The organism is Actinophytocola sp. KF-1 (assembly GCF_054661535.1).
On record NZ_BAAFVK010000001.1, the window covers coordinates 286658 to 311595 of the forward strand.

The 24938-nt window shown below is 71.9% G+C and carries 27 protein-coding genes; 14 read left to right on the forward strand and 13 right to left on the reverse strand.

Annotated elements, in window-relative coordinates; translation table 11 throughout:
- The first annotated feature begins 11 nt into the window (after positions 1–11).
- Positions 12–1325 (forward strand): DUF445 domain-containing protein, encoded by a 1314-nt coding sequence (locus tag ACYQ77_RS01425; protein ID WP_459706598.1) that lies wholly within the window; start codon positions 12–14, stop codon positions 1323–1325.
- On the opposite strand, the gene ACYQ77_RS01430 is transcribed toward ACYQ77_RS01425, so the two are convergent.
- Entirely contained in the window at positions 1310–2248 is a 939-nt protein-coding gene (locus ACYQ77_RS01430; RefSeq protein WP_459706600.1) for a serine/threonine protein phosphatase, read from the reverse strand. The two genes, ACYQ77_RS01425 and ACYQ77_RS01430, sit on opposite strands and share 16 nt — an antisense overlap.
- Complete coding sequence (locus ACYQ77_RS01435) at positions 2218–2679, reverse strand: CGNR zinc finger domain-containing protein (protein ID WP_459706602.1); 462 nt, start codon at positions 2677–2679, stop codon at positions 2218–2220. Before ACYQ77_RS01435 ends, ACYQ77_RS01430 begins: the two co-directional genes overlap by 31 nt.
- Before the next feature lie 108 nt (positions 2680–2787).
- Between ACYQ77_RS01435 and ACYQ77_RS01440 the strand changes: the two genes are divergently transcribed.
- Genes ACYQ77_RS01440 through ACYQ77_RS01450 form a run of 3 tightly spaced genes read left to right on the forward strand, consistent with a single transcriptional unit; the run spans position 2788 to position 6307 of the window.
- On the forward strand, positions 2788–3312 hold the full coding sequence (locus ACYQ77_RS01440) for a PadR family transcriptional regulator (protein ID WP_459706604.1): 525 nt from the start codon (positions 2788–2790) through the stop codon (positions 3310–3312).
- Complete coding sequence (locus tag ACYQ77_RS01445; RefSeq protein ID WP_459706606.1) at positions 3309–3986, forward strand: ABC transporter ATP-binding protein; 678 nt, start codon at positions 3309–3311, stop codon at positions 3984–3986. Before ACYQ77_RS01440 ends, ACYQ77_RS01445 begins: the two co-directional genes overlap by 4 nt.
- Positions 3983–6307 (forward strand): FtsX-like permease family protein, encoded by a 2325-nt coding sequence (locus ACYQ77_RS01450; RefSeq protein ID WP_459706608.1) that lies wholly within the window; start codon positions 3983–3985, stop codon positions 6305–6307. The genes ACYQ77_RS01445 and ACYQ77_RS01450 overlap by 4 nt, the downstream gene beginning before the upstream one ends.
- A gap of 416 nt (positions 6308–6723) precedes the next feature.
- Here ACYQ77_RS01450 and ACYQ77_RS01455 read toward each other — a convergent pair whose 3' ends face one another.
- Positions 6724–7671 (reverse strand): extracellular catalytic domain type 1 short-chain-length polyhydroxyalkanoate depolymerase, encoded by a 948-nt coding sequence (locus tag ACYQ77_RS01455; RefSeq protein ID WP_459706610.1) that lies wholly within the window; start codon positions 7669–7671, stop codon positions 6724–6726.
- 151 nt (positions 7672–7822) lie between these two features.
- Here ACYQ77_RS01455 and ACYQ77_RS01460 point away from each other — a divergent pair, with 151 nt between their 5' ends.
- Positions 7823–9082, forward strand: coding sequence for a tannase/feruloyl esterase family alpha/beta hydrolase (locus ACYQ77_RS01460; protein ID WP_459706611.1), 1260 nt, complete (start codon positions 7823–7825; stop codon positions 9080–9082).
- Between the two features lie 439 nt (positions 9083–9521).
- Here ACYQ77_RS01460 and ACYQ77_RS01465 read toward each other — a convergent pair whose 3' ends face one another.
- From ACYQ77_RS01465 to ACYQ77_RS01475, 3 genes are read right to left on the reverse strand one after another with little or no spacing between them, the layout of a single operon-like run.
- A complete protein-coding gene (locus ACYQ77_RS01465; RefSeq protein ID WP_459706613.1) occupies positions 9522–9869 on the reverse strand; it encodes a YdeI/OmpD-associated family protein in 348 nt (115 codons plus the stop codon).
- A 43-nt stretch (positions 9870–9912) separates the two neighbouring features.
- Positions 9913–11823, reverse strand: a complete 1911-nt coding sequence (locus ACYQ77_RS01470) for a helix-turn-helix domain-containing protein (protein WP_459706615.1) — start codon at positions 11821–11823, stop codon at positions 9913–9915.
- Entirely contained in the window at positions 11820–13172 is a 1353-nt protein-coding gene (locus ACYQ77_RS01475; RefSeq protein ID WP_459706617.1) for an MFS transporter, read from the reverse strand. Before ACYQ77_RS01475 ends, ACYQ77_RS01470 begins: the two co-directional genes overlap by 4 nt.
- A 127-nt stretch (positions 13173–13299) precedes the next feature.
- Here ACYQ77_RS01475 and ACYQ77_RS01480 point away from each other — a divergent pair, with 127 nt between their 5' ends.
- Positions 13300–13647 (forward strand): TFIIB-type zinc ribbon-containing protein, encoded by a 348-nt coding sequence (locus tag ACYQ77_RS01480; RefSeq protein ID WP_459706618.1) that lies wholly within the window; start codon positions 13300–13302, stop codon positions 13645–13647.
- Between the two features lie 22 nt (positions 13648–13669).
- The gene (locus ACYQ77_RS01485) at positions 13670–14335 is read left to right on the forward strand and encodes an AAA family ATPase (RefSeq protein ID WP_459708090.1); all 666 of its coding nucleotides are present in this window, start codon (positions 13670–13672) and stop codon (positions 14333–14335) included.
- Here ACYQ77_RS01485 and ACYQ77_RS01490 read toward each other — a convergent pair.
- Complete coding sequence (locus tag ACYQ77_RS01490) at positions 14279–14992, reverse strand: VOC family protein (RefSeq protein ID WP_459706620.1); 714 nt, start codon at positions 14990–14992, stop codon at positions 14279–14281. The two genes, ACYQ77_RS01485 and ACYQ77_RS01490, sit on opposite strands and share 57 nt — an antisense overlap.
- Positions 14993–15121: 129 nt before the next feature.
- Here ACYQ77_RS01490 and ACYQ77_RS01495 point away from each other — a divergent pair, with 129 nt between their 5' ends.
- The 5 genes from ACYQ77_RS01495 to ACYQ77_RS01515 all read left to right on the forward strand — a co-directional run bounded on the left by ACYQ77_RS01495 (position 15122) and on the right by ACYQ77_RS01515 (position 18076).
- On the forward strand, positions 15122–15514 hold the full coding sequence (locus ACYQ77_RS01495; RefSeq protein WP_459706622.1) for a helix-turn-helix domain-containing protein: 393 nt from the start codon (positions 15122–15124) through the stop codon (positions 15512–15514).
- A gap of 5 nt (positions 15515–15519) precedes the next feature.
- A complete protein-coding gene (locus tag ACYQ77_RS01500) occupies positions 15520–16176 on the forward strand; it encodes a hypothetical protein (RefSeq protein ID WP_459706623.1) in 657 nt (218 codons plus the stop codon).
- A 107-nt stretch (positions 16177–16283) separates the two neighbouring features.
- The gene (locus ACYQ77_RS01505) at positions 16284–16577 is read left to right on the forward strand and encodes a DUF2516 family protein (RefSeq protein ID WP_459706625.1); all 294 of its coding nucleotides are present in this window, start codon (positions 16284–16286) and stop codon (positions 16575–16577) included.
- On the forward strand, positions 16574–17116 hold the full coding sequence (locus ACYQ77_RS01510; protein ID WP_459706627.1) for a YbaK/EbsC family protein: 543 nt from the start codon (positions 16574–16576) through the stop codon (positions 17114–17116). Before ACYQ77_RS01505 ends, ACYQ77_RS01510 begins: the two co-directional genes overlap by 4 nt.
- A gap of 108 nt (positions 17117–17224) precedes the next feature.
- Positions 17225–18076, forward strand: a complete 852-nt coding sequence (locus ACYQ77_RS01515; protein ID WP_459706629.1) for an SCO6745 family protein — start codon at positions 17225–17227, stop codon at positions 18074–18076.
- Between the two features lie 80 nt (positions 18077–18156).
- Here ACYQ77_RS01515 and ACYQ77_RS01520 read toward each other — a convergent pair whose 3' ends face one another.
- The 4 genes from ACYQ77_RS01520 to ACYQ77_RS01535 form a co-directional block, all read right to left on the reverse strand.
- Entirely contained in the window at positions 18157–19098 is a 942-nt protein-coding gene (locus ACYQ77_RS01520) for an isopenicillin N synthase family dioxygenase (protein ID WP_459706631.1), read from the reverse strand.
- Positions 19099–19950, reverse strand: coding sequence for a formyltetrahydrofolate deformylase (purU, locus tag ACYQ77_RS01525; protein WP_459706633.1), 852 nt, complete (start codon positions 19948–19950; stop codon positions 19099–19101).
- A gap of 10 nt (positions 19951–19960) precedes the next feature.
- A complete protein-coding gene (locus ACYQ77_RS01530; RefSeq protein ID WP_459706634.1) occupies positions 19961–20677 on the reverse strand; it encodes a maleylpyruvate isomerase N-terminal domain-containing protein in 717 nt (238 codons plus the stop codon).
- 257 nt (positions 20678–20934) lie between these two features.
- The gene (locus ACYQ77_RS01535; RefSeq protein WP_459706636.1) at positions 20935–21687 is read right to left on the reverse strand and encodes a MerR family transcriptional regulator; all 753 of its coding nucleotides are present in this window, start codon (positions 21685–21687) and stop codon (positions 20935–20937) included.
- A gap of 62 nt (positions 21688–21749) precedes the next feature.
- Here ACYQ77_RS01535 and ACYQ77_RS01540 point away from each other — a divergent pair, with 62 nt between their 5' ends.
- Positions 21750–22580: an ADP-ribosylglycohydrolase family protein gene (locus ACYQ77_RS01540; protein ID WP_459706638.1), complete on the forward strand. Its 831-nt coding sequence runs from the start codon at positions 21750–21752 to the stop codon at positions 22578–22580.
- On the opposite strand, the gene ACYQ77_RS01545 is transcribed toward ACYQ77_RS01540, so the two are convergent.
- Positions 22567–23364: a class I SAM-dependent methyltransferase gene (locus ACYQ77_RS01545; RefSeq protein WP_459706639.1), complete on the reverse strand. Its 798-nt coding sequence runs from the start codon at positions 23362–23364 to the stop codon at positions 22567–22569. The genes ACYQ77_RS01540 and ACYQ77_RS01545 overlap by 14 nt on opposite strands.
- Positions 23343–23831, reverse strand: coding sequence for a DUF2505 domain-containing protein (locus ACYQ77_RS01550; protein WP_459706640.1), 489 nt, complete (start codon positions 23829–23831; stop codon positions 23343–23345). The genes ACYQ77_RS01545 and ACYQ77_RS01550 overlap by 22 nt, the downstream gene beginning before the upstream one ends.
- 25 nt (positions 23832–23856) lie before the next feature.
- Here ACYQ77_RS01550 and ACYQ77_RS01555 point away from each other — a divergent pair, with 25 nt between their 5' ends.
- Positions 23857–24924, forward strand: a complete 1068-nt coding sequence (locus ACYQ77_RS01555; RefSeq protein WP_459706642.1) for a UDP-N-acetylmuramate dehydrogenase — start codon at positions 23857–23859, stop codon at positions 24922–24924.
- The last annotated feature ends 14 nt before the right edge of the window (positions 24925–24938 follow it).

Sequence of the window (24938 nt, forward strand, 5' to 3'; positions counted from 1 at the left end):
ACAATGGTGGTGTGCGGCAACTGACCGAGAGCAAACACATCCGTGAGCGGGGCTCGCGGAGCGAACCGTTTGGCACCGCGCCCATCCCCGGTGAGGCGGAGAAGCGGCGTGCCCTGCGCAAGATGAAGCTGGTCGCGCTGTCCTTCCTGATCGGTGCGGCGCTGGTGTTCGTGGTCATGTCGCTGTGGCCGGGCGAGCCGGCGTGGACCGGGTACGTGAAGGCGGCGGCCGAGGCGGGCATGGTCGGCGCGCTCGCCGACTGGTTCGCGGTGACCGCGCTGTTCCGGCACCCGATGGGGATCAAGATCCCGCACACGGCGATCATCCCGACCCGCAAGGACGCCATCGGCAACAGCCTTGGCGAGTTCGTCGGCGCGAACTTCCTGTCCGAGCAGGTCGTGCGCGAGCGGTTGCGCCGGGTCGGCGTCGCGTCGCGGCTCGGTGCGTGGGTGGCGGAGCCGGAGAACGCCGAACGTGTCACCGCCGAGCTGGCGACCGTGGTGCGTGGCGTGGTGGCCGTGCTGCGGGACGAGGACGTGCAGGCGGTCATGGAGCAGGCCGTGGTCAAGCGCGTGGTCGCGGTGCCGTGGGGCCCGCCGCTGGGCAAGCTGCTGGCGGGCGTGTTCGCCGACGGCTCCCACCACAAGCTCGTCGACCTCGTCTGCGACCGCGCCTACGAGTGGGTGAAGGACAACCACTCGACGGTCATGCGGGTGGTGTCCGACCGCGCGCCGAGCTGGTCGCCGAAGTTCGTCGACTCGATGGTCGCCGACAAGGTCTACGGCGAGGTGCTGTCGTTCGCGTGGCTGGTCAAGACCGACCCGAACCACCCGATGCGCCTCGCGGTCGACAAGTTCCTCGCCGAGTTCGCCGCCGACCTCCAGACCGACCCGGCCACCATGGAACGGGCCGAGGCCGTCAAACAGCAGGTGCTGGCGCACCCCGAGGTGCAGAACGTGATCGGCTCGGCGTGGTCGACGGCCAAGCGGCTCCTGCTCGACGCCGCGGAGGACCCGTCGAGCGAGCTGCGCAGGCGTGTGCGCGAGGGCCTGGTCAACCTGGGCCACCGCCTCACCGGCGACGACGGGCTGCGCGAGAAGGTCGACAGCTGGGTCGAGGGCGCGGCCGCGTACGTGGTGGTCAACTACCGCGACGAGATCACCACGCTGATCACCGACACCGTGCAGCGCTGGGACGCCGAGGAGACCTCCCGCAAGATCGAGCTGCAGGTGGGCCGCGACCTGCAGTTCATCCGCATCAACGGCACGGTCGTCGGCGCGCTGGCCGGCCTGCTGATCTACACGGTGGCTCAGCTGGTCCTCTGAAACAGCTGCCAGTAGAGGCTGTTCATCCTGGCGGCCGCCGGTGAGTGGCGCGTGAGGATCGCCGCCACGGCGGGCGGCACGCCGTCCGGGATCTCGCCTCGCGCGCACCGGCCCACGAACTCGTTCCGCGCGGCCGGGACGCGGCTCACGCCGCACACCTCGGTCGCGAGCCAGTTGACCAGGCGCATCGCGGCGTACTCCGCGTCGTGCGTGGCGTGCCGCCGCACGAAGGCGCGCTCGGCCACCGACAGCTCGAACCGCGGCGACGTCACCAGCCCGAAGTCGGTGAGGACGAGCCGCTCGCCGTCGGTGCGGAGGTTGTCGAAGTGCCCGTCCATGTGCAGCAGCTCGTGCTCGCGCAGCACGGCCACGAGGTGCGTGAGCTGCTGTTCCAGCACCTGGGCCTTGCCCGCGGGATCGTCCCGCAGCCGGTCCCTGAGCGAGAGCGGCACGTACTCGGAGAACAGCACGAGGCTGTGCGTCGCGGCGGCCAGCGCCTCGAGGCGGGCCCGTACGGCGGGGCTCCCGTGCAGGGCGGCGACGACCGCGTCGACGTCGGCGTGCTCGGCCGCGACCGGCGCGCGACCAGGCAGGACGCGCCAGTGGAGGAGCCGAGGGATCGCCCCCGTCCCGGTGAGGATCTCGTTCGCGGCCAGCTCGCGCCAGGCGTTGAACCCCGGGCTCACCACCCCGTACTGGCAGAGCAACGGCAGGTCGAACAGGTTCGCGGTGGAGCGGGGACGGGTCAGCTCCCGGTCGGTCAGCGGGATCCGTTTGGCGAACACCGGCACACCGTCGACGTCGACCACCGACGATCCACCGCCGACACCCACGGCGCCGTCGGCACCGGCGAGTTCGGCCAACTCACCGTCGTCGTACCTGGCGAGCCCGTTCACCTGCTGACCGTTCTGCGCCCCCGCCATGAGCGGGCCTTCTCCCGGTTGCCGCACACCTGCATGGAGCACCACGTGCGGGACCTGTTGCGGGACCGGTCGTAGAACGCCCACCGGCAGTCGTCGGCCGGGCAGATCTTCACCCGTGTCCACTGCCCGAGCACGGCCAGCCGGGTGGCGGCCGCGAGCACCGCGCCGACCACGTCCGTGGCCGCGAGCCGTGGCGTGCCGCCCGCGGGCAGTTCCGCGAGCACGGGCACGGACACCCCGCCGGGGGCATCCCGCCGGTCGCCCGCGGCGGCCCGCAGCGCGCCGCGCACGGCACGCACGTCGGTGCTCGCGTCGGTGAGGTCCCGGTCCGCCAGCCACCGCCGCCAGGCGGCCGGGTCGGCCACGACGTCGGTGCCCGCCTCGTGGTCCACGGTGTTCAGGAAGTCGACCACCAAGTCCACGTCAGTCACGCAACCACTGTAGGCCCGACGCTGGTTCGCTGAACAAAAGGCCAGCTCAGACAGCTATTCATCAGGTGTATAGACCGTGGCTATACACCGCGTGTACAGTCAGCGGGCATGTCGATCGGACACACTCTGTTAGGACTGCTCGAACGCGGACCGCGGCACGGGTACGACCTCAAGCGGGCCTACGACGAGCACTTCGGGCACGACCGGCCGCTGCACTACGGGCAGGTCTACGCGACCCTCTCGCGGCTGCTGAAGCACGGCCTCATCGAGGAGAGCGGCGTCGAGCAGGGCGGCGGACCGGACCGCAAGCGGTACACCGTCACCGCGGAGGGTGTCACCGACGTCGACAAGTGGCTCGGCACGCCGGAGAAGCCCGAGCTGTACATGCAGAGCACGCTCTACACGAAGGTCGTCATCGCGCTCATGTCGGAGCGCGACGCCCAGGACGTGCTCGACACCCAGCGGCACGCGCACCTGCGTGCCATGCGCGAGCTCACCGCCCGCAAGCGCGACGGTGACCTCGCCGACCAGCTGATCTGCGACCACGCGCTCTTCCACCTCGAGGCCGACCTGCGCTGGCTGGAGCTGACGGCGGCCCGCATCGACGAACTACGAAAGCAAGTGACCCCATGACGCAACCCCTGCTCGCGGCGACCGACGTCGTCAAGTCGTTCGGCCCGACCAAGGCCCTCGACGGCGCCACCATGTCCGTCCGCGCCGGTGAGGTCGTGGCCGTGATGGGCCCGTCCGGGTCCGGCAAGTCCACGATGCTGCACTGCCTGGCGGGCATCATCCAGCCCGACTCGGGCACCGTCGTGTACGACGGCAAGGAGCTGTCGGCCATGCCCGACCAGCCGCGCAGCACGCTGCGGCGCACCGAGTTCGGCTTCGTGTTCCAGTTCGGCCAGCTCGTGCCGGAGCTGTCGTGCCTCGAGAACGTCGCCCTGCCCATGCGGCTCGGCGGCATGAAGCGCCGCGACGCGGAGGCCAAGGCCCGCGTGTGGCTGGACCGCCTCGAGGTCGGCGACGTCGCCGCCAAGCGCCCTGGCGAGGTGTCCGGTGGCCAGGGGCAGCGGGTCGCGGTGGCCCGCGCGCTGGTCACGGGCCCGCGGGTGATCTTCGCCGACGAGCCGACCGGCGCGCTGGACTCGCTGAACGGCGAGCACGTGATGCGCCTGCTCACCGAGGCCGCCCGTGACACCGGCGCCGCCGTGATCCTCGTGACCCACGAGCCGCGCGTGGCCGCCTACTCCGACCGCGAGGTCATCGTGCGGGACGGCCACACGAGGCAGGTGGAGTTCGCGTGAGCTTCCGGGGGTGGACGAACGACCTCGTCCTCGGGGTCCGGCTGGCCGTCGGGGGTGGCCGGACCTCCTGGGCGCGGCTCACGCTCACGGCGGTGGGGATCGCGATCGCGACCGCGGTGCTGCTGGTGGCCGCGTCCGCGGGCAGCATGCAGGAGCAGCGGGAACAACGCCAGTACGCCGACTTCGTGGCCGACCAGCCCGTCGAGGGCGTCGACCCGACCTACGTCGACCGCAACCACACGGAGTTCCTCGGCGAGCCGGTCAACGTCTCCTACGTCGCGGCGACCGGGCCGAACGCGGCGAAGCCGGACGCGCTGCCCGCACTGCCGGGGCCGGGCGAGATGTACGCGTCACCCGCGCTGGCGGACCTGCTGGCGTCACCCGACGGGGAGCTGCTGAAGCCGCGGTTCCCGGAGAAGGTGATCGGCACGCTCTCCCAGGACATGGTGGAGCTGCCCGGTGACCTGCGGGCCTGGGTTGGCGTGGACGAGGAGGTCCTGGCGGACGTGCCCGGCGTCGTCTCGGCGTACGGGTTCGGCGTCCCGCCCGAGGCGATCGACCTCGAGCCGGCGATGATGGCGCTCCTGCTGGTCGGCGCGGTGGTGCTGCTGCTGCCGGTGTTCATCTTCGTGACGTCCGCCAGCCGGATCGCGGGCGCGGAACGCGACCGCAGGCTGTCCGCGCTGCGGCTCGTCGGGTCCGGGTCGCGGCAGGTGCGCAGGATCGCGGCCGCCGAGTCGCTGGCGGGCGCGTTCGCCGGCATGCTGCTCGGCGCGGTGGTGTTCGTGGTGGCGCGCCAGTTCACCGAGGAGATCGACCTGTTCGGCGAGCGGGCGTACGTCTCCGACGTGGTGCCCGACCCGGTGCTGACGGTCCTGATCGTGCTGCTCGTCCCCGCGCTGTCGGTGCTCACCGCGCTGTTCGCGTTGCGGCGCACGATCATCGAACCGCTCGGCGTCGTGCGGCAGAGCAAGCCGGTGCGCAGGCGCCTGTGGTGGCGGCTCGCGCTGATCGTGCTGGGTGTGGTGCTGCTGACCACGCAGCTCGGCGCGGACGACAACAGCGACACGTGGGCGTGGGCGGTGAGCGGCGGCGCCGCGCTGCTGCTGGTCGGGGTGCCGGTGCTGCTGCCGTGGCTGATCGAACGGGTGGCCGGGCAGGTGGCGGGCGGGCCGACGTCGTGGCTGCTCGCGATCCGCAGGCTCCAGCTGGACAGCGGCACGTCCGCGCGGGTCGTCGGCGGGGTCGCCGTCGTGCTGGCCGGTGCCATCACGCTGCAGACCGTGCTCATGTCGGTCGAGGGCGAGATCGGGCTGCCCGACGGCGTCGAACTGCCACCGCCCGCCGTCGAGGTGTCGACGGCCGTGGACCGGGTGGCGGCGGTGTCGGAGGAGGTGGCCGCGGCAGACGGGGTCGAGGCCGTGCACACGATGCGGTACTCGTCGCTGTCCGAGACGGAGCGCACCGACTCCGGGTTCAGCATGGTCGTGCTGGACTGCGCGGGCATCGCCGACCTGGTCCACGTCCGCGACTGCGCCGACGGCGACGTCTTCCTGGTCCGCGACGAGTACTCGTCCCCGCCGAAGCCGGGCGCGGAGCTCGAGTGGCGCGAGTACCAGAACAAGTCGAACGCCGACTGGGACCCGGAGAACTACGTGGTCACGGGCACGTGGACGGTGCCGGCGGACGCGCGGACCATCGACCGCCCCGCCAGCACGAGCGTCTACTCGTCGGTGATCGTGACCCCGGGCGCGATCGACCTGGCGGCACTGCCGGACGACGACTCGGCGACGGTCTTCGCGATGGTCGGCCCCGACCTGACGGCGGCACAGCTCGAAGGCATCCGCAACTCGGTGGCCGAGCACCGCATCGGGACGTACGTGTACTCGTTCAACACGGGCCCCGACCTGAACGAGAACCAGCAGACCTACGTGGCGATCCGCACCGCCCTGTACGCGGGCTCGATCTTCACGCTGCTGCTGGCGGGCGTGAGCCTGCTGGTGCTGGCGCTGGAACAGATCCGCGAACGCCGCCGCACACTGGCGATGCTGACGGCGAGCGGCGTGCCCCGCGCCGTGCTGGGCCGGTCGCTGCTGTGGCAGGTGGCGCTGCCGATCGCGCTGGGCGTGGTGGTCGCGCTGATCACCGGCATCGGCCTGGCGGCCCTGGTGATGCGCCTGACCGAGGACCCGATGGTCGTCGACTGGGCAGGCGTGGCGCTCCTGTGCGCCGGCGCGATCGCCCTGAGCCTCCTGGTGAGCGCGATGACCATGCCCTCCCTCCGCAACGCCACCCGCTTGACGGCACTGCGGACCGAGTAGCTCGGGGGATGCCGGAAGGGGCGCGCCCGGAACGCCGGACGCGCCCCTTCGCCTTGCTTCGGCAATCCCGCCGTGGTCTACCGACCGTCGTCGTCGCGGCTTGGCTGGTTCGCCGAAAAACCGGGGTTCCTTCGGGCAGCCATCTGCTGCACTGCGCGTTTGACCGGATGTGGTTCCCGACGCAAGGCCGTGCGGGCGGGATGGCAGAACGTGTTCTGCGCCCATCTCTTTGCGCACCAGCGAAGTGAGTTCGTCCAGTGTGCGGCCGATCCGTACGCGCAGGAGAGTTCGCTGACCCTCGTCATCCATCCATGCACCGCGGTTCGTCTGCTGACTTCGGCGCGCTACTGTCCGTCGCGGACAGGACTCGGCGGCCGACGCCGAGTGGTCAGCCGCCGAGTCGCACGTTCGTGACGTCAGGCCGCCAGGTTCCAGGCGGCGCCCATGTGCCACGCGGCGCAGATGTTGACGTCCAGCAGGTACGCGCCCGCCGTGCCGCACTGGGTCGAGCCCGTGCCCGGGTCGAGCGGCTGCCCGTGGCCCATGCCGGTGATCGTGTACGTCTCCACGACCGTCCTGCCGTTCGCCGCGTACGTCGCGTGCGGGTAGCCCGCGACCGTGTCCGTGCTGGTCGGGGTCGCGGGGATGCCGTGCACGTTGGTCCACTGCTCGACCAGTTCGGTCGCGTTGGCCGGGCGGACCGTGTAGTCGGCGCTGCCCTGCCAGATGCTGACCGTCGGCCACGGACCCGTGTGCGCCGACGCCGCCCGGACCGCGTCGCCCAGCGCGGTCGGCGTCAGGTTCTTGCCGGGGTTCATGCACGAGAACGCGTCGACCATGCTCGCCGCGCACCGGTACGCGATGCCCGCGACGACGCCCCCGCCCGCGAACATCTCCGGGTAGGTCGCCAGCATGACCGCCGTCATCGCGCCGCCCGCGGACAGGCCGGTGACGTGCACCCGTGCCGGGTTCGCGCCCGTGTCGGTGATCGTCTTGCGCACCATCTGCGCGATCGACTCCGCCTCACCCTGGCCGCGCGTCGTGTCGCCGCGCTCGAACCAGTTGAAGCACTTGTTGAAGTTGTTGCCGCTCTGCTGTTCCGGCAGCACGACGGTGAACTTCAGCCGGTCCGCCAGTTGCGTCCACCCGGAGCCGGTGCCGTACCCGGTCGCGTTCTGCGTGCAGCCGTGCAGCGCGACCACCACCGGTCTGCCCGTCGGCAGGTTCGCGGGGACGTACCGGTACATCTTCAGGTTGCCGGGGTTGCTCCCGAAGCTCGGCACGGGTTCGACGGCGGCCGCCGCGGGGGTCGCGCCGACGAACGTGAACAGGAGTGCGGCCACCAGGGCCATGGCTCGGAACATGCCGTCACCACCTCGTTGTGTTTCGGCTGTTCTCACTCACGGTAGGTGCGCGGTCGCCGTGTGTTCAGGGTGGCCGCCACCACATTCGGCGCCCGGTTTGTGGTGGCCGCACTCATTTCCGCGCGCGCGGAAGGCTTCTACGTTCTGCGCTATGCGTGCTGCCCTGGTCGCTGTAGCCCTGGTCGCCATGTCCACCCCCGCCGTCGCGGCGGCGCAACCGCACGACTGCGCCCGCCTCCACGTGCCGATGGCCGAACACCAGGTGGTGTCCTGCCTCGACGAGCTGACGACCGCGGGCACCGTCGCCTCCGGTCACACCGTGCAGGCCGACTGGACCGGTCTGACCCAGGCGTCGCTGCCGCAACCCAGTGGTGTGCCGGGGATCCAGGTCGACGGCTACTTCCCGGACACGTCCACCACGAACACCAACAACGGCTGGAACCACGACGCCCAGTTCGTGCTGCGGCTGCCCGACCGGTGGAACGGCGGGCTGGTCGTGAGCGGCTCGCCGGGCTCCCGCCGCCAGTACGCGAACGACCGCGCGCTCGCGGACTTCGTGCTGGCCAAGGGATACGCGTTCGCCGCGACCGACAAGGGCAACACCGGCGTCACCTTCTACCACGACGGCCGCCGCCCCGGCGACGCCGTCGCCGAGTGGAACCACCGCGTCACCCAGCTGACGATCGCGGCGAAAGCCGTTGTGGCGCAACGGTACGGCCGCCTGCCCGACCGGACGCTGGCGGCGGGCATCTCCAACGGCGGCTACCTCGTGCGGTGGCAGCTGGAGAACGTGCCGTGGCTGTACGACGGCGGCGTCGACTGGGAGGGCACGCTCTGGACGACGAACGGCCCGAACCTGCTGACGTTCCTGCCGCCGGCGATGAAGAACTACCCGGCGTACGCGGCGGGTTCGGAGGAAGCGCACCAGGCGATGCTGGCGGCGGGGTACGCGCCGGGCTCGGAGTTCCTGTGGCCGTTCCACAACCAGGTCTACTGGGACCTCACGCAGCGCACGTACCGCGAGGAGTTCGACCCGTCCTACGACGGTGACCTGGACGCCGGTGTCCCGTACTGCGCGAGCGGCACGCCGAACTGCGACGCCGACTACGACTACGCGTCGCGTCCCGCGTCGGTGAAGGCGGCGGTCGCGAAGGTCGCGCTGACGGGCCGCATCGGCAAGCCGCTCATCACGTTGCAGGGCACGCTCGACACGTTGCTGCCGATCAGCCAGAGCGGCGACACGTACGCGGCCATGATCCGCGACAAGGGCCGCGCCCCGCTGCACCGCTACCACCGCATCGAGAACGGCACCCACACCGACGGCCTCGTGGACGCGTTCCCGGACAAGCTCGTCCCGCTGGCGCCGGAGTTCCACAAGGCGATCACCGAGATGGAGAACTGGCTGGGCTGACCACCGCGCCGAGCCGCAGGAACCCGGCCGCCCCACCGACGGCGGCGACCGCGACGACGGAAGCCGGGCGCGAAACGCCCGGCCCGCGAAGCGGGGCTTCGCCCGCCCAAGCCGAGCGCAGCTCACCACACAAGGACTGCCTGCCTGCCATCCCGTCGACCTGGCGAAGCCCGATGACGCGGTGTGATAGCCCCACGGGAGGTCGACGGGATGGCAGGCAGCCACGGACACCAGTCCTTGCCAACCCAACCCGAGACCGAACCCCCGCCATCCCGGAGACCAGCCCCTCCGGCGAGGACGCCCGTCCGGCGAGGACAAAGCACCACAGACCAACCAGGACCGAACCGACACCCGCAACCCAGCGACGGGAGCTTCCGCGGCGTCAACCGCGCCCTGCCCGGACATGCCTCGCCCGTGAGGGCGAAGCGCCGCAGACCGATCAGGACACAGCCCAGCGACCGGAAGCCTTCGCGGCGTCGATGGCCGCCTGTCCGCGGTCGGTCATCAACCCCTGCCCGATCAGCCGCTCCGCGCGTTCCCGGTTCGACGCGCTCCACGAACTCCGAGCCCGCCGAGGCGTGAACCGCAACCGTGAGTGCCCGGCGTCGTGCTTGCGGTGCAACCCGTCGATCCACCCGAAGCACAACGCCTGCTCGACCGCCTCCTGGTACCGCACCCCGGGCAGCCCCTTGTGCGGGATCACCAGCCACACCTCGGAAACCGACGCGCAGTGCGTGGCCAGCCACGACCGCCATTCCTCGACAGACCGCACCTCGATGACATCCATGCGACCCATGCTCCAGCGCAAAGTGCGCACCGAATGAGCACTTTCACAACTGGTGCAACCGCAACGCGATCTGGATCTCCAGTGCCCGCGCGGGCGTCTGCCAGTCCTCACCCAGCAGCGAGGCGATCCGGTCCAGCCGCTGGACGACCGTGTTCACGTGCACGTGCAGCACGTCCTTGGCGCGCGTCAGGTTGGTCCCGCACTCGAAGTACGCCCGCAGCGTCGCGACGAGATCGGTCCCGCGCCGTGCGTCGTAGTCGAGCACCGGGCCGAGCGTCGCCCGCACGTACCCGGCCAGGTCGGTCCGGTCCCCGATCAGCTGCCCCACGAACCCCAGGTCGGACAGGGCGGCCCCGTGCCCGACGCGGCCCAGCGCGAGCAGCGACCGCACGCACCGGCGTGCCTCGTCCGCGGCCGCGGCCAGCGCGGCGGGACCCGCGGCGGGACCGGACGCGCCGACGGTCACCGGCGCCTCCACCGACGCCGACAGCGACGTCGCCAGCCGCGCGGCCAGTTCCGCCGGATCGCCGTCCGCCACCAGCAGCACCACCTGCTCGGCGTGCAACCCGACGAGCGTCGCGAACCGGCCGCACGCCATCGCGAGCCGCCGCCGGGGCACGCCGTCGACGTGGGCGATCAGCACGGCGTGCGGTGCGGCCAGGTCGATCCCCAGCCTGCGGCCCCGCGCGAGCAGCGCCGCCGGGTTCCGGTCCGGCGCGGTCAGCAGGTCGGTGAGCAGCTCGCCGCGGACCTCGTCCTCCGCCTTGGCCACGGACCGCCGCAGCAGCAACAGCAGCGCCGCCACCACGCACGCGCGCTCGAACAGCCGCCGGTCCGCCTCGTCCAGGGCCGCGCGGCCCGTCAGCACCAGGCTGCCGAGCAACTCGGGGCCCGCGAGCACCGCACACACCCACTGGTCGCCGACCCGCACGGCCCGGCCCGCGGCGCGGGACGCGGCGACCGCCTCCTCGGGCCACGTGACCTTCGCGTTCGCCGCGGCGAAGCCGGACCGGACCGGCGCGTTGCCGGTGCCGACGATCGGCGGGGCGGCCGCCGCGACGCGGGCCAGCTCGGCGCCTGCGGCGTCGAAGAACACGATGCCGCCGCCGAGGACCTCCGCGACCTCCGCCGCCACCTCCGCGACGTCGCCGCCGCGCAGCACCAGCTCCATCAGCCGGTCGTGGGCGTCCTCCGCCCGGCGCATCGCCTCGTTGCCGGCGCTGATCGTCTCGTTCGCGCGCCTGGTCTCCTCCAGCAGCTGCGCGTTGTCGATGGCGATGGCGGCGTGGTCGGCGAGCGACGACAGCAGCGCGACCTCCTCCGCGGTGAACTCGCGGCGCTGCCGGTCGGCGGCGAACAGCACGCCGATCACCTTGCTGCCCAGCATGAGCGGCACGCCGAGGATGCCGACCATGCGTTCCGCCGACACCGCGTCGTCGATCGACGACGTGTGCGCGAACCGCGGGTCCGACAGGTAGTCGGCCGACGCGTACGGGTGGGCGGTCTGCGCGACGAGACCGCCGAGCCCCTCGCCGTGGCCGATGCGCAGCCGCGGCAGCAGCGACGACACCGAACCGTCCGTGACCCGCATGTACGTGGTCCCGGCGGCCTCGTCGTTGAGCGACAGGTACGACAGGTCCACCCGCAGCAGCATCCGCGCCCGGTGCACGATCGACCGCAGCACCGCGTCGAGGTCACGCAGCTTCGACAGGTCGCTCGCCGTGTCGAACAGCGCCCGCAGCTCGGCCTCGCGGCGGCGGTGCTCGGTCAGCGTGTGCCGGATCCGCAGCGCCACCTCGGTCGCCCTGGCCAGCTCCTGGTGCTCGGCGTCGGACAGCCCGGCCGACCGCGCGGCAACGGGCACGTGCGCGAGCTGCTCGCCGCTCGCATCGGCGGCGAGCAGGTCGAGCAGCTTGCGCACGGCGTCGTTGACGGCTGTGTCCACGCCGGTCATCGTGTCACTAGAGGTGCTTCCTCGGCAGCGGCCGTCGCCGCGTCCTCCTCGAGCTCGGCGCCCTTGGTCTCCTTGGCCACGAGCACCGCGACGACCGTGATCAGGCACATCGCGACGAGGTAGAGCGACACCGGCAGCGTCGAGTCCCACGCGTCGAGCAGCGCCACCGCGATCAGCGGGGCCAGCGCGCCGGCGAGGATCGACGCGAGCTGGTAGCCGACCGACGCGCCCGAGTAGCGCACGCGGGTGCCGAACAGCTCGGAGAAGAACGCCGCCTGCGGCCCGTACATGGCGCCGTGCAGCACCAGGCCGACCGTGGTGGCGAACGCGATCACGGCGAACGACCTGGTGTCGAGCAGCGCGAAGAACACGAAGCCCCACGCGCCCATGGCGACCGCGCCGAACAGGTACACCGCGCGCCGCCCGACCTTGTCGGACAGCATGCCCCACAGCGGGATCGTCACGAAGTGGATCGCCGAGCCGATGAGCACCGCGTTGAGGCCCATGGACTTCGCGAGCCCGAGCGACTCGGTGATGTACACGAGGATGAACGCGGTGATCACGTAGTACGAGACGTTCTCGCCCATCCGCGCGCCCATCGCGATCAGCACCTGGCGCCAGCTGTGCTTGAAGACCTGCACGATCGGCGCCTTCTCGGCGACGCCGCGCTCCTCGGCCTTGCGCTGCGCGGCGAGGAACACCGGCGACTCGGCGACCGCGAGCCGGATCCACAGGCCGATCACCACGAGCACCGCGGACAGCAGGAACGGGATCCGCCAGCCCCACGACAGGAACGCCTCGTCCGTCTGGACGGCGGCGAGGATCGCCAGCACGGCGGTGGCGAGCAGGTTGCCGCCGGGCGCGCCGCACTGCGGCCACGACGCCCAGAACCCGCGCCGGGACGCGCCGCCGTGCTCGGACACGATGAGCACCGCGCCACCCCACTCGCCACCGAGCGCGAAGCCCTGGACCAGGCGCAGCAGCGTCAGCAGGAGCGGGGCCGCGACGCCGATCGTCGCGTACGTGGGCAGCAGGCCCATGGCGAACGTGGCGCCACCCATCAGCAGGAGGCTGATGACGAGCAGCTTCTTGCGGCCGACCTTGTCGCCGAAGTGGCCGAAGATCAGCCCGCCGACGGGCCGGGCGAGGAAGCCGATCGCGTACGTGGTGAACGCGAGCAGCGTGCCGGTCAGGGGGTCGGAGGTGGGGAAGAACAGCTTGTTGAACACCAGCGCGGCGGCCGACGAGTAGAGGAAGAAGTCGTACCACTCGACGGTGGTGCCGACGAGGCTCGCCGACACGATCCGGGCTAGTGAGCGGGGAGAGGTGTGAGCAGGGCCACTGGTCATGGAAGAAAACGGTAGGTTTCGCACCGGCCTGTGAACCATGTGTGAACCGGACATATCATCCCGCGTCGCAGTGGTGACCGCGGCCACAGGTGGCCCGCCACATCAGGACATCGCTACTGTTGAAGGCGTGATTTGCCCGAAGTGTCAGAACACGATGCGCACCGTGGACCGTCAAGGCATCCACATCGACCAGTGCGACGGCTGCCGTGGGATCTTCCTGGACCGCGGCGAGCTGGAGACCATCCTGAACGCCGAGCGCCAGTACTCGGCCCAGGCCGCGCCGCCGCCGTACCAGGGTGGTGCGCCCGCGGCCCCGTACGGCGGCCCGCCGCCGAGGTACGGCGACTCGCCCCGCGGCTACTCGGACTCCCCGCGCGGCTACGGCCACGGCGGGTACTCGGACTCGCCGCGCGGCTACCACGGTGGTCACGGCCACCGGCGCCGCAAGAGCTTCCTGGAGCAGTTGTTCGACTGAGGTTCCCCCGCCCGTGAACCCGATGATCTGCGCGGGATGCGGTCGCTGGACCGACGAACCGCGGGTCGAGACCGACGACGCCGGCACGGTTCTCGTGTGTGTCGCTTGTGGACACCGAGAGCCGTACCGGCGTCTTCCGCTGTTCGCGGTCACCGGTCCGTCCGGCACGGGCAAGTCCACCGTGGGCCGGGTGCTGGTCGACCGGCTCGCCGACGCGTGCGTCGTCGTGGAGCAGGACCTGTTGTGGGTCGGCGCGTTGCGCGACCCGACCGGTGACTCGACCGCGTTCCGCGAGACGTGGCTGCGGCTCGCGGCGAGCCTGGGGCAGTCGGGCCGTCCCGTCGTGCTGTGCGGCACGGTCGCGCCGCCGCAGTTCGAGCTCCTGCCCGAACGCGTGCTGTTCAGCGACATCCACTACCTGGCGCTGGTGTGCGACGCGGAGGTGCTCCGCGCGCGGCTGCGGGCCCGTCCCGCCTGGCGCGGCTGGGACGAGGACCGCATCGACGAGATGCTCGACTTCGCGGAGTGGGTGCGCACCGCGGAGACCGAGCCGCCGATGACCCGCCTCGACACCACGACCGCGACCGTCGCCGCGACCGCCGACGTGATCGAGGCGTGGGTGCGCGCGCGGCTAGGGCCGGGCGATGATCGACAGTTCGACGCCGAACGGGTCGCGGAACACCGCTGACCTGCCGTACGGCGTGTCGTCGACCGTGCCGCCACCCGCCTTCGCCAGCGTCGCGTCGGTGTCGGCGACCTCGAAGCACGTGCCCCACGCCGACGGCGCTCCCGGTACGCCCATGATGCCGCCGACCTCGTGCCCGTCCGGGCGGCGCAGGAACGTGAAGTCGACGTCCGGCAGGTCGGGGTTGCCGTCGAGGGTGAAGCCGAAGACCTCGGGGTAGAACGCCCTGGCCGGGCCGGGGTTCCCGGTCACGAGGTCGTTGCGCACCAGCGTGCCCGGTTCGTTCACGAGCCGGCAGCCGGGGAACGTCCGGCCCTGCCACAGCCCGAACACCGCGCCCGCAGGGTCGGTCGCGAGCGCCGCCCGGCCGAGGTCACCGACGTCGTGCGGCTCCTCGGTGACCGTGCCGCCCGCCGCGGTGACCGCCTTGGCGGTGGCGTCGCAGTCGTCGGTGGCGAGGTACACGGTCCAGCCGCCCGTGCCGGCGCTGATCCCGGCCACCGGTTCGCCCCTCAGCAAGCACAGGGTGCCCAGCGGGCTGCCCTGGAAGGACCAGTCGAAGACCCTGCCGTAGTAGTCCTGCGCGGCGGCCACGTCCGGCACGCGCAGTGTCACCCACGTGGGCGTTCCGAGTGGCTGGTGCTCGTTCACGATGCTCATGATGGGGACGCTACGGGGCATGTAGGACAAGTCGAGTCCTACTTGCGACGTGCGCCACGGTTGCAAGCATCGTGCTTGCAACTGCTAGCACTTGGGCGTACCGTCGGTGGTGTCACGAGGAGGTGGCGGATGAACGAGAACCCCATCGACAAGGTCGCCGACCTCGGACGGGACATCGGCGAGTACATCAAGCAGCAGCGCAGCAATGCCAAGATCTCGCTGCGCCAGCTGTCGAAGCTCGCCGGGGTGTCCAACCCCTACCTCAGCCAGATCGAGCGGGGCCTGCGCAAACCCAGCGCGGAGATCCTGCAGCAGATCGCCAAGGGTCTGCGGATCTCGGCGGAGGCGCTCTACGTACAGGCCGGGATTCTCGACCTGCCGCAGGGCGGACCGGTGGTGGACGCGGTGCGCGCGGACATGTCGCTCACCGAACGTCAGAAGCAGGTGCTGCTCGACGTGTACGAGTCCTTCCGCCGCGAGAACGCCACCGCCACAGCGTCTGAACCTGAGAACAAGGAGTGAGAGACATGGCCGCATTGCTGCCCACCACCGAAGACGTGCGCAAGGCCCGTGAGCAGGCCGTCGCGGTGCTGAACACCGCCGCCGAGAGCGTCCGCACGCCGCTGCTCGCCGCGCTCGGCGCGGGCGACCTGGCCACGCACGCCGTGATCGACGCGGTGAACAAGGCCCGCACCCGGGTCAACGAGGGCACCACCGCCGTGCCGACCGACCTGGCCGGCCTGCGCGAGAAGGTGGACCCGGCCGAGCTGCGCAAGCTCGTCGACGAGTACGCCGAGGCCGCCCAGAAGCTGTACCAGAAGCTGGCCGACCAGGGCGAGGACGCGCTGGCGAAGCTGAAGGCCGACCCGCGCGTCGGCAAGGCCATCGACCAGCTGGAGGAGGCCATCGCCACGCTGCAGGAGCGCGTCGGCGACGTGGCCGGTGACGCCCGCGAGCTGGCCGAGGAGGTCCTCGGCAAGGTGACCCGCCGCACCCGCTCGGTCGGCGAGAAGGCCGCGAGCAAGGTCGAGCGCGTGACCGAGGACGCCGCGCTGGCGGTCGAGGAGGTGGGCGCCGACGTCGCGCACGACGTGCGCAGCGCGACCCGCAAGGCCGCCAACCGCACCGCCGCGAAGAAGCCCGCCGCGACGACCCGCAAGACCAACGGTTCTGCCGGCAAGTAGCAACCGCGCAGGTCAGCGCCCCCGGTGCCGGTTTGGTACCGGGGGCGCGTTATGTCCGCATACCGGTCCACTGGTCACGGCGCGGCGTCCGCACGTAGTCTGGGTGCGTGCCGGCAGAAGCGTTGTGGATCCTCTTCATCATCAAGTGGCTCGCGGTCCCCGTCGGGGTCTTCGCGTTCATCCACGCACTGATGCAGCGTCCGGACGCCTACACCGCGATCGACAGAATGACGAAACCGGCCTGGCTGGGCATCACCGCGGGCGGCACCGTGGCGCTCATCCTCTTCGACGCCGCGAGCATCGGCCTCATGTTCTGGATCGCGGGCCTGGTCGCCGTGCTCGTGTACATCGTGGACGTGCGGCCGCGGCTCATCGAGGTGCAGCGCGGGAACCGCTGGTGAAGTGGTCGATCTCGGGCTCGCTGACCGTCAAGCCCGCCAACGAGCACCCGGAACTGCTGGCCGACCCCGTCGCGAAGGCGCTCGCCGCGCTGCCGGAACCCGGTGACGTCGGCGTCGCCGCGATCGACCCCGAGCTGGCCGACACGGCCGCGTTCTGCGAGGCGTACGGCTCACCGCTGACCGCGTCGGCGAACTGCGTCGTCGTGTCGGGCAAGCGGGCAGGCGAGGAGCGCTTCGCGGCGTGCCTCGTGCTGGCGACCACCCGCGCCGACGTGAACGGGACCGTGCGCAGGCGCCTCGACGTCCGGAAGGCGTCGTTCGCGCCGATGGACACCGCGGTGGCGCTGACGGGGATGGCGTACGGCGGCATCACGCCGCTCGGCCTGCCCGCGGAGTGGCCGCTGCTCATCGACGCGGCGGTCGCGGCAGCACCGGAGCTGGTCATCGGCAGCGGCATCCGCGGCAGCAAGCTCCTGATCCCCGGCCCGGCGCTGGCCGCCCTCCCGAACGCGGAAGTCATCGAGTCCCTGGGCCGCTGACCGCCCCCGCCCGCGTGTGATGAAGGAGCCCTTCATCACACCCCTGATCTTGTCATCGGAAAGATCCACCGCTATCTTGTCAGTGACAAGACTGGAGGGGATCCGAGAATGAGTATCGACCTGGGGATGGTCCGGCAGATGTGGCGGCTCATGGAGCCGGTGCACGCGCTCGTCTACTACGCGCCGGAGGTGGTCGCCCGCTTCGCGAAGCTCGGCTTCGACACCGAGACCCGCTGGCCCGCCTACTTCCCGCTCCGCGCGGCGCCGCTCGGCGCGGCCGGACCGGAACTGGTCGCGGCCACCTTCTACAGCTTCAACCCCGCCATGGTCCGCGAGCACATCCCCGCCGCCTGGCGGATCGCCACCCCCGAGGACGTCCTCGCCGCCCGCCGCGACGGGATCGACGAGGCGCTCGGCGCGCTCACCGCGGACCTCGACCTGCGTGCGGCCGCCGACCTCGCCCGACGGCTCGTCGACGCCGTCAGCACGGTCGGCCGCCCGCTCGGCGCCGCCAACGCCGGCCTGCCGTGGCCGGACGAGCCGCACCTCGCACTGTGGCACGCGGCGACCGTCCTGCGTGAGGTCCGCGGCGACGGGCACGTGGCCGCGCTGCTCACCGCGGGCCTCGACCCCGTCGAGTCGCTGGTCTCGTTCGCGGGCGTCGGCGCCGCGCCACGCGCGGTGTTCGCGAGCCGCGGCTGGTCCGACGACGAGTGGGACGCCGCCGCGGGCAGGCTCGTCGAGCGGGGCTGGCTGAACGAGGACGGCACCGCCACCGAGGCGGGCCACGCGGGCCGCGACGAGGTCGAGCGCATGACCGACGAACTGGCCGCGCCCGCCTACCGGGCGCTGGGCGCGGCACGGGTGGGACGGTTCGCGCAGCTCGTCATGCCGGTCACCACGGCGGTCGTCCACACGGGTCTGTTGCCGCGGCAGAGCACGCTCGGTCTCAGTCGCTGACATGGACGGGCGGGGAGCCCGCCGCACGCGAACTCCCCGCCCTGGATGATTAGCTCAAGGGCCCCAAGGAGTAAGACGCCTCACAGATCGGAAAGGTTGCGTCGCAGGTGCGGGAAGACCTTCGCGACCTTCGCCGTGAGGTAGTCGCCGTAGGTGCCCTCGAACGCGAGCGGTGACTGACCGTCCCACCTGCGCCGCCCGTCCCCGGCGACCGCGGCGCGGTCGGGCAGCGGCGGCACCTCGGCGCCGAAGTCCGGGTCGAAGAAGAACGGGAACGACAACCGGTCGCGCCCGGACGTGTTCCGCACCCGGTGCGGCGTCGACCGGTACCAGCCGCCGGTGAGCCGTTCGAGCATGTCGCCGATGTTGCACACGAACGTGTCCGGCAGCGGCGGCGCGTCGAGCCACCCGTCCGGCGTGTGCACCTGGAGGCCGCCGTTGTCGTCCTGCATCAGCAACGTCAGCAGCCCGTAGTCCGTGTGCTCGCCGACGCCCCAGCCGGTGTCGCCCGGCGGCGCGGGCGGGTAGTGGAAGATCCGGAACAGCACGGTCGGGTGCGCGGTGTACCCGGTGGCGAAGTAGTCGGCGGCGAGGCCGAGGCTCAGCGCGACGCCGCGCAGCACCTCCTGCGCGACCCTGGTCATCTCGTCGAGGTAGGTCAGCACGAGCGCACGCAGTTCCGGCACCTGGCGCGGGAAGAGGTTGGGGCCGTGCAAGGGAAGCTGGTGCGTGGCGGGCAGTTCCGTGCCGAAGTACAGGCCCTCCTTGCGGTCCTCCTCACCGGACGTGAGCTCCGCGCCGACGGGGAACCAGCCGCGCCAGGCCTTGCCGCCGCGGGCCATCGCGATCTCGTCCTTCTCGTGCTCCGGCAAGGAGAAGAACGTGCGTGCCGCCACGTCCAGGGACTCGCGCAGCGCGCGTGGCACGCCGTGCCCGGAGACGTAGAAGAACCCCGTCTCGCGGCACGCCGCCTCGATCCGCGCCGGCACGTCCGGTCCGGACAGGTCGATGACCGGCAGCACCTACAGCACCACCGTTTTGTTGCCGTGCACCAGGATCCGGTTCTCCAGGTGCCAGCGCAGCCCGCGGGAGAGCACGACCTTCTCGATGTCGCGGCCCTTGCGCACCATGTCCGGCACCGAGTCGCCGTGGTCGACGCGGATCACGTCCTGCTCGACGATCGGCCCCGCGTCCAGCTCGGCGGTGACGTAGTGGCAGGTCGCGCCGATCAGCTTCACGCCGCGCCGGTGCGCCTGGTGGTAGGGCCGCGCGCCGACGAACGACGGCAGGAAGCTGTGGTGGATGTTCAGCGCGCGGCCCGCCCACCTCGCGCACAGGTCGGCGGGCAGGATCTGCATGAACCGCGCCAGCACGATCGCGTGCGGGTCCGCGGCGTCGACCAGCTCGGCGACCTTCGCGAACGCGGTTTCCTTGTCCTCGCGCGGGAACGGCACGTGGTGGAACGGGATGCCGTGCGCCTCCGTGATCGTCGCGAGGTCGGCGTGGTTGCCGATCACCGCGGACACGTCCACGTCCAGCTCCCCGGCCGCGACCCGGCCCAGGATGTCGTAGAGGCAGTGGCCTTCCTTCGACACCAGGATCACGACGCGGCGGCGCTCGCCGGTGTCGAGGATCTGCCACTCGCCACCCAGCGGTGCCACGGTCGCGCCGAACCGGGTCCGCAGCTCGGCCGCGTCGAACGGCAACGAGTCGGCGGCGACCTCCTGGCGCGTGAAGAACCAGCCGGTGTCCGGGTCGGTGTGGTACGCGGCCTCGACGATGGTGCCGCCGGCGTCGGCGAGGAACGACGCGATCGTCGCGACGATGCCGATCTGGTCCGGGCAGCCGAAGGTGATCACGTAACGGCGGGCCATGGCCGTCCTCTCAGGGAGTGCGCAGCGCGGCGACGAGAGCGGGGTCCCCGTTGACCACGGCCGTGCTCGGCCGCTTCCACAGCGCACGGTAGACCGCGTCCGCGGTGCCCACCAGCGACGCGTCGGTGTCGATGTCGGTGGCCTTGCCGATCACGGGTTTCCCGCCCTCGGTCAGGGTGACCAGCCAGGCGCGCCCCGCGTCGGCCGCGTGCACGAGCACGGTGCCCGCGACGTCGGTGGGGAAGCGGGCGACCATCACGTGGAGCGCCTCGTCGGCCCCGTCCGCGGCGAACCCGGGCTCGAACACGAGGTGCGGCACGTCGTCGCCGTGCGCGGCGTGTTCGGCGTCGAGCCGGTGGATCGCGGTCTCGTGGGCCTGGCGCCGCGACCAGAAGTCCGTGCCGCCGAAGCCGGCGAACGCCCACGCGGGTGCGCCGGGCCCGCGGCGCGCCAGCTCGTCGAGCATCGTGCCGAGGGTGGTGTCCCAGAAGCCGAGCAGCTCGTCCCAGTCCTCGGGCGGCCGCTCGGTGCGCGGCGCCTCCCCGGCGGGGTCGGCGTCCAGCGACAGCACGACCTGGGCCTGCACGCGCGCGATGTGCCGCACCAGGCGGTGCACCGTCCATCCCGGACACGTCGGAACCTGGGCGTCCGGTCCGGCGGCCACCGCCGCGGCACGCAGCGCCGCCGCCTGCTCCCGCGTCTCTTCGAGGTATTCGGCGAACTCCACGGCCCAGACCTTAGTGGCCGGGGGCCGGCTCCGGTGATCGTGACGGCGCCGGGGTGACCGGGGGATCTGCAGCTCCCCCGCCCACTTGTCCACAACCGCACCGGTTGTCCACAGCCCAGCCACGAACCCCCCGAACTGTCACCCCCTGCCGGTAAGCTGGCAAGGCGGGTGGCCCCCGGGATCGGGTGGGGGTTCCGTACGTACTGGGCGGACGGCGTTTTCGCAGGTCAGGGCCGTTGTGGCGGCCCGGCGACGGTTTACAGGCGGGCCTGCGCGTACGCCGCCATGGCCGCGCGCATGAACTCGGCCAGCCGCGGGTCCGTCTTGTCGAAGTTCGCGCGGAACCTCGGGTCGTCGGCGTACGTGTTGCCGAGACCGGTGTAGGACTCGCGGTTCGGCGTCCAGTAGCCGGACAGCCAGCGGTAGTGCCCGTCGAGCACGTCCAGCACCTCGGTGTCACCGGGCTCGTGGCCGGCGTCGATCAGCGCGACCAGCGCGCCCAACTGCTCGGCCCACTGCTTGCCCTGGGCCTGCCACCACTCCTTGGACTTGCCCTTGACGTGCGCGTTCGCCGCGTCCACGTGCTCGGCGCCCCAGCGCTCACGCGCCTCCTGCCGCAACTCCTCCTGCTTCGCGGAGTCGAACCCCTCGAACCAGTGGTCCATCGATGTCACGTTCTCACCTCCTTCCAACTCGTCGATCGTGCGTGCGACCGTCCGCGCGAGCCGCGCGAAGCGGTCCCGTTCGGCCAGCAGCCAGCGCCGGTGCATCCTCAGCACCTCGACCTGGTCACGGCCCTGCTGGACGATCTCCTTGATCACGTCCAGCCCGACGCCCAGCTCCCGCATGACGAGGATCTGCTGCAGCCGCAGCAGCTGTTCCTGCTCGTAGTAGCGGTAGCCGTTGCCGCCGACCCACGCCGGCGGCAGCAACCCGATCTCGTCGTAGTGCCGCAGCGTCCGGGACGTCACCTTCGACATCCTCGCGACCTGAGCGATCGACCACGCCATGAGAAGAACGATAGAAGTTGACGCAACGTCAAAGTCAAACCCGATGTGGTACTAACCACCCCGTGCGCGAACACGCTTACGCCAGCCTCGTGGGCACGGCCGTCGGGGACGCCCTCGGCGAGGCCCTCTTCCGGCAGGAGGACGCGGCCGCGCGCCGCCTGCCGCCCGGTCCGTGGCCGTGGACGGACGACACCGAGATGGCGTGCTCGGTGTTCCACGTCCTCGACACCCACGGCCGCGCCGACCCGGACGCCCTCGCCGCGAGCTTCGTCGCGCACTACGACGTCGACCGCGGCTACGGCGCGGGCATCGACGCGATGATGGCGAAGGTCGCCAGGGGCGCGGACCTGCGCACGCTCGCGGCGTCGACCTTCGGCGGCACCGGGTCGTGGGGCAACGGCGGCGCCATGCGGGTCGCGCCGCTCGGCGCGTGGTTCACCGGCGACCCGGACCGCGCGGCGGCGGAGGCCGAGGTGTCGGCCGCCGTCACGCACACCAACCCCGAGGGCATCGCGGGGGCCGTGGCGGTCGCGGTCGCGGCGGCGGTGCCCCCGGATGCGATGGTGGCCGAGGTCCTGCGGCTCACCCCGCCGGGTCTGGTGCGGGACGGGATCGAGAAGGCCGTCGCGCTCGACGCCACCCCGGAGGAGGCGGCCGCCGAGCTGGGCACCGGGGTGCGGCTGAGCGCACCGGACACGGTCCCGCTCGCGCTGTGGGTGCTCGCCCGCCACCCGCTGGACTACGAGCAGGCCGTGTGGGAGGTCGCCACGGTGGCCTGGGACGTCGACACCCTGTGCGCGATCGTCGGCGGCGTGATCGCGGCCCGCGTCGGGATCGAGGGCATCCCCGCCGCGTGGCGCGCGTCCGCGGAGCCGTTGCCTAGCTGGGTGTGACCGCCGCCCAGTCGAGCGTGACCTCGCCGAGCCGCCAGCGCTTGCGGCGGTCGAGCACGGGCCAGTCCCGCGCCAGCAACGCGACCGCCTCGGTCCACCGGGCCCGCGGCCCGAAGTTGGCGTACGGGGCGGCGTGCGCCCAGCAGCGGTCCAGCGCGGTGAACAACGCGTGCACCCGCTCGCCGGGCACGTTGCGGTGGATCAGCGCCTTGGGCAGGCGTTCCGCCAGGTCGGACGGCTGCGCCAGGTCGCTGGGCAGGCACGCGAGCGTGAGCGTGCGCGGACCGGCCGCGTCGAGCGTGACCCAGCAGCAGCGGCGGCCCAGCTCGTCACACGTGCCCTCGACGACCAGCCCGCCGGGCGCGAGCCGCTCCAGCATGGCGGCCCAGGCGGCGGCCACCTCCGCCTCCTCGTACTGCCGCAGCACGTTGAACGCCCGCACCAGCACCGGCCGGGTGCCCGCCAGCTCGAACCCGCCGCGGCGGAACTCGAGCCGTGGCGGGTCGGCGGCGTGCTCGGCGGCCGCGACCCGCGCCGGGTCGATCTCCAGCCCGAGCACCCGCACGTCGGCGCGCACGCTCGCGAGCCTGCGCGCCAGCTCGACGGTCGTCACCGGCGTCGCGCCGTACCCGAGGTCGACGACCAGCGGGTCCGCGGCGTTCTCGACGGCCGCGCGGACGGCGTGCGTGCCGGTCACCCAGCGGTCGGAGCGCCGCAGCCGGTTGGGGTTGGTGGTGCCGCGGGTCGGGGTGCCGAGCGGCCTCAGTCGCGCTCGGCCAGCCACTTCTCGGCGTACTCCGCCTCGGCCGCCAGCAGCTTGGTGACCTGCTCGGCGACCACCTTCTCGATCTTGCCGCCGATCAGCGGGATGCCGACCTTCACCTCGGCCCTGATCAGCAGCTCGCTGCCGGCGCCGCGCGCGGTGAGCTGCCCGCGCGAGGAGATGTGGGCGGGCACGCCGCTGATCGTGGCCTTGCCCGCCGACTCGAACCCGCGCCAGCGCTCTTCCCGCTCCACGACGAGGTCGCCGTTGAGGATGGACCGGACCGCGCCGGGCAGGCGGCTCGCGTCGACGCCCTGGCGGAGGCGGTAGGCGGCGGTGTCGCCCTCGACCTCGTGGTCGAGCAGCGCGGCGCCTTTGCCGCCGATGTCCCGCAGGCGCGCGGTGAGGAAGGCCTCGTCGACGAGGGTGGCGAAGACCTCGTCGGCGGTCGCGGCGAAGGTGGCGCGGTGCTCGAAGCGGCTGGGCATGAACGGGAGGTTACCGTTGGAGCCCATGACGAGCCTCCCCCTCGCCGCCGTGCCGCTGTCCGGTTACACGACGCTGCGCGTCGGCGGACCCGCAACCCGGTTCGTGTCGGCCGAGTCCGCGGAGGAGGTGGTCGCCGCCGTCCGGGACACCGAGGACCGCCTGCTGGTGCTCGGCGGCGGCTCGAACCTGGTGATCTCCGACGACGGCTTCGCCGGGACGGTCGTCCGCGTCGCCAACCGCGGCAGCAAGATCGACTCCCTCGGCGACGGCCGCGTGGCCCTCACCGTCGAGGCGGGCGAGGACTGGGACGCGGTCGTGTGCCGCACCGTCGAGGCGGGGCTGGGCGGCCTCGAGTGCCTGTCCGGCATCCCCGGTTCGGTCGGCGCAACGCCGGTGCAGAACGTCGGCGCGTACGGCGTCGAGATCGCGCAGCTGCTCATCTCGGTGGACCTGCTCGACCGCGCGTCGGGCGAGATCCGCACCCTGTCCGCGTCGGAGCTCGGTCTCGGCTACCGCACGAGCATGCTGAAGAACACCGAACGCGCGGTGGTCCTCCGCGTCCGCTTCGAACTGGCGGACGGCGGGCTGTCCGCCCCGATCCGGTACACGGAGCTGGCGCGGGTTCTCGGCGTGCGGCAGGGCCGCCAGGTCCCGGCGGCGGACGCCCGCGCGGCGGTGCTCGAACTGCGGCGTGGCAAGGGCATGGTCCTCGACGACGCCGACCACGACACGTGGAGCGTCGGCTCGTTCTTCACGAACCCGGTGGTGGCGGACAGCGAGCTGCCCGGCGTGCTGTCCCGCATCGCGTCGGTGGTCGGCGCGGACACCCCGGTGCCCCAGTACCCGGCGGGTGTCGGCACGTCGAAGCTGTCGGCGGCGTGGCTGATCGAACGAGCGGGCTTCGCGAAGGGCTACCCGGGCGACGGCCGCCCCGTCACACTGTCCACAAAGCACACACTGGCACTGACCAACCGGGGCACCGCGAAGGCCGCCGATGTGGTAGCCCTGGCAAGGGAAATCCGCGACGGCGTGTCCACGAAGTTCGGCGTCGACCTGCACCCGGAACCGGTCCTGGTGGGCTGCTCCCTCTAGCCCAGGTCCAGCTC

Excerpts from the sequence above, each read along its gene's own strand:
- ACYQ77_RS01430 (WP_459706600.1), bottom strand. The coding sequence starts at position 2,248 with ATGGCGGGGGCGCAGAACGGTCAGCAGGTGAACGGGCTCGCCAGGTAC.
- ACYQ77_RS01440 (WP_459706604.1), top strand. The coding sequence starts at position 2,788 with ATGTCGATCGGACACACTCTGTTAGGACTGCTCGAACGCGGACCGCGG.
- ACYQ77_RS01445 (WP_459706606.1), top strand. The coding sequence starts at position 3,309 with ATGACGCAACCCCTGCTCGCGGCGACCGACGTCGTCAAGTCGTTCGGC.
- ACYQ77_RS01455 (WP_459706610.1), bottom strand. The coding sequence starts at position 7,671 with ATGTTCCGAGCCATGGCCCTGGTGGCCGCACTCCTGTTCACGTTCGTC.
- ACYQ77_RS01460 (WP_459706611.1), top strand. The coding sequence starts at position 7,823 with ATGCGTGCTGCCCTGGTCGCTGTAGCCCTGGTCGCCATGTCCACCCCC.
- ACYQ77_RS01465 (WP_459706613.1), bottom strand. The coding sequence starts at position 9,869 with ATGGATGTCATCGAGGTGCGGTCTGTCGAGGAATGGCGGTCGTGGCTG.
- ACYQ77_RS01470 (WP_459706615.1), bottom strand. The coding sequence starts at position 11,823 with ATGACCGGCGTGGACACAGCCGTCAACGACGCCGTGCGCAAGCTGCTC.
- ACYQ77_RS01475 (WP_459706617.1), bottom strand. The coding sequence starts at position 13,172 with ATGACCAGTGGCCCTGCTCACACCTCTCCCCGCTCACTAGCCCGGATC.
- ACYQ77_RS01485 (WP_459708090.1), top strand. The coding sequence starts at position 13,670 with ATGATCTGCGCGGGATGCGGTCGCTGGACCGACGAACCGCGGGTCGAG.
- ACYQ77_RS01490 (WP_459706620.1), bottom strand. The coding sequence starts at position 14,992 with ATGAGCATCGTGAACGAGCACCAGCCACTCGGAACGCCCACGTGGGTG.
- ACYQ77_RS01495 (WP_459706622.1), top strand. The coding sequence starts at position 15,122 with ATGAACGAGAACCCCATCGACAAGGTCGCCGACCTCGGACGGGACATC.
- ACYQ77_RS01500 (WP_459706623.1), top strand. The coding sequence starts at position 15,520 with ATGGCCGCATTGCTGCCCACCACCGAAGACGTGCGCAAGGCCCGTGAG.
- ACYQ77_RS01515 (WP_459706629.1), top strand. The coding sequence starts at position 17,225 with ATGAGTATCGACCTGGGGATGGTCCGGCAGATGTGGCGGCTCATGGAG.
- purU (WP_459706633.1), bottom strand. The coding sequence starts at position 19,950 with ATGGCCCGCCGTTACGTGATCACCTTCGGCTGCCCGGACCAGATCGGC.
- ACYQ77_RS01535 (WP_459706636.1), bottom strand. The coding sequence starts at position 21,687 with ATGGCGTGGTCGATCGCTCAGGTCGCGAGGATGTCGAAGGTGACGTCC.
- ACYQ77_RS01550 (WP_459706640.1), bottom strand. The coding sequence starts at position 23,831 with ATGCCCAGCCGCTTCGAGCACCGCGCCACCTTCGCCGCGACCGCCGAC.
- ACYQ77_RS01555 (WP_459706642.1), top strand. The coding sequence starts at position 23,857 with ATGACGAGCCTCCCCCTCGCCGCCGTGCCGCTGTCCGGTTACACGACG.